Here is a 2,034-nt window from a genome sequence, read left to right as displayed (position 1 = left end):
GCCATCGAGGCCATGTCCGCCGACATCGAGCGGGCCCTCCACGACCACGGCGTCCCGGACGTCTCCGTCGTCACCGTCCTCAGCCCCGCCTGGTCCACCGACGACATCAGCGAGGAAGGCCGGCGCAAGCTCAGCGAGTTCGGCATCGCCCCGCCGCGCCCCCAGGGCCCGGCCGGCGGCCCCGTCCCGCTCACCCTGGCGATCCGCTGCCCCCACTGCGGCTCCACGGACACCGAGCTCCTCAGCCGCTTCTCCTCCACCGCGTGCAAGGCCCTGCGCCGGTGCACCGCCTGCCGCGAACCGTTCGACCACTTCAAGGAGCTGTAGATGCTGTCCTCAGGCGCCGGACGGGCCGGGTTCCAGCCGCTCCGGGTGAGCGAGGTCGAGCGGCTGACCGACGACTCCGTGGCCGTCACCTTCACCGTCCCGCCCGAGCTCCACGACACCTACCGGCACCGGCCCGGCCAGCACCTCGCCCTGCGCCGCACCGGCGGCCATGGCGAGGAGGTCCGCCGCACCTACTCGATCTGCGCCCCCGCGGCCGCACCCGGCGAACCGCCCGTCCTGCGCGTCGGCATCCGCCACGTCGACGGCGGCGAGTTCTCCACGTACGCCCTCAAGGAGCTGGCCGTCGGCGACCTGGTCGACGTCATGGAACCCACCGGGCGCTTCGTCCTCGACCCGCGGCCCGGCCACTTCGCCGCCGTCGTCGGCGGCAGCGGTATCACCCCGGTCCTGTCGATGGCGGCCACCCTGCTCGCCCGCGAACCGGACGCCCGCTTCTGCCTGATCCGCAGCGACCGCACCGCCGCCTCGACCATGTTCCTGGACGAGGTCGCGGACCTGAAGGACCGCCACCCCGACCGCTTCCAGCTGGTCACGGTCCTCTCCCGGGAGGAGCAGCAGGCGGGCGTTCCCTCCGGCCGGCTCGACGAGCAACGGCTCACCGCCCTGCTGCCCTCACTCCTGCCGGTCACCGACATCGACGGCTGGTTCCTCTGCGGCCCCTTCGGTCTCGTCCAGGGCGCCGAGAAGACCCTGCGGGGACTCGGCGTGGACCGCTCCCGGATCCACCAGGAGATCTTCCACGTCGACGACGGCTCCGCACCGGCACCGGCCGCCGACGCCCCCGCGCACGCGACACTGACGGCCACCCTGCACGGCCGGTCCGGCACGTGGCCGGTGGAGCGCGGCGACACCCTGCTCGACACCGTCCTGCGCGCCCGCGCCGACGCCCCGTACGCATGCAAGGGCGGGGTGTGCGGCACCTGCCGCGCGTTCGTCGTCGGCGGGGAGGTCCGTATGGACCGCAACTTCGCGCTCGAACCGGAGGAGACCGAGGCCGGCTACGTCCTCGCCTGCCAGTCCCACCCTGCCACCCCCGAGGTGGAGCTGGACTTCGACCGCTGACGCGGCACGGCGCCCCCGGTTGACGGCCCGTCGGTCACGCGCACGCGCGGACCGGCGGGCCGCACGGACAGGGCGGGCGGTTGCGCCGTACGGTCCTGGGCCGAGTCCGTACAGTCCCTCCTGGCCCTGCGGGCAGACGCCGCTCCTTTCCGGACACGCCTAGGCGACGAACCCGGGGCCGTTGTCGGAGACCACCGGACGCCCCGCGTTCTCCCAGGCGATCATGCCGCCGTCGACGTTCACCGCGTCGAAACCCTGCTGCACCAGGTACTGGGTGACCTGCGCGGACCGGCCACCGACCCGGCACATCACATAGGCGCGCCCGCGTTCGGCCAGCGCCTCCGTCACCTCGCCGAAACGGTCCACGAAGCTGCTCATCGGCACGTGCAGGGCGCCTTCGACCCGGCCGGCCGCCCACTCGTCGTCCTCGCGGACGTCCAGCACCAGACCGTCGTCGGGTACGGACGCCGCGTCCACGGTGGGCAGCGGGGTGAAGTTCATGGGACTGGCCTTCTCTCTCGTCCTGCTCATCCTGCTCGGGCCGCCGGTGCGGCTCGGCCCCGAAAACACGCGCGCACCATCTGCGCGTGCGGGAGGAGCTCCCGGTGCAGGCTCTCGCACTCA

Annotated in this window: 3 protein-coding genes; 2 read left to right on the top strand and 1 reads right to left on the bottom strand. The window is 73.3% G+C overall.

The genetic code is table 11. The annotated features are described in order from the left end of the window. Both paaD and RIF68_RS35270 read left to right on the top strand, forming a co-directional pair. The coding region (gene paaD / locus RIF68_RS35275; RefSeq protein WP_309055657.1) for a 1,2-phenylacetyl-CoA epoxidase subunit PaaD at window positions 1-327 on the top strand (327 nt) is incomplete at its 5' end. Next, window positions 328-1,410: a 2Fe-2S iron-sulfur cluster-binding protein gene (locus RIF68_RS35270; protein ID WP_309055655.1), complete on the top strand. Its 1,083-nt coding sequence runs from the start codon at window positions 328-330 to the stop codon at window positions 1,408-1,410. 159 nt (window positions 1,411-1,569) lie between these two features. On the opposite strand, the gene RIF68_RS35265 is transcribed toward RIF68_RS35270, so the two are convergent. Then, complete coding sequence (locus tag RIF68_RS35265) at window positions 1,570-1,911, bottom strand: rhodanese-like domain-containing protein (protein ID WP_309055654.1); 342 nt, start codon at window positions 1,909-1,911, stop codon at window positions 1,570-1,572. Window positions 1,912-2,034 lie beyond the last annotated feature (123 nt).

Source organism: Streptomyces sp., from assembly GCF_031178505.1.
In the GTDB taxonomy this organism is placed as follows: domain Bacteria; phylum Actinomycetota; class Actinomycetes; order Streptomycetales; family Streptomycetaceae; genus Streptomyces; species Streptomyces gulbargensis.
The sequence above is the reverse complement of the archived record's forward strand: the minus strand, read 5'-3'. Positions and strand labels throughout refer to the sequence as shown.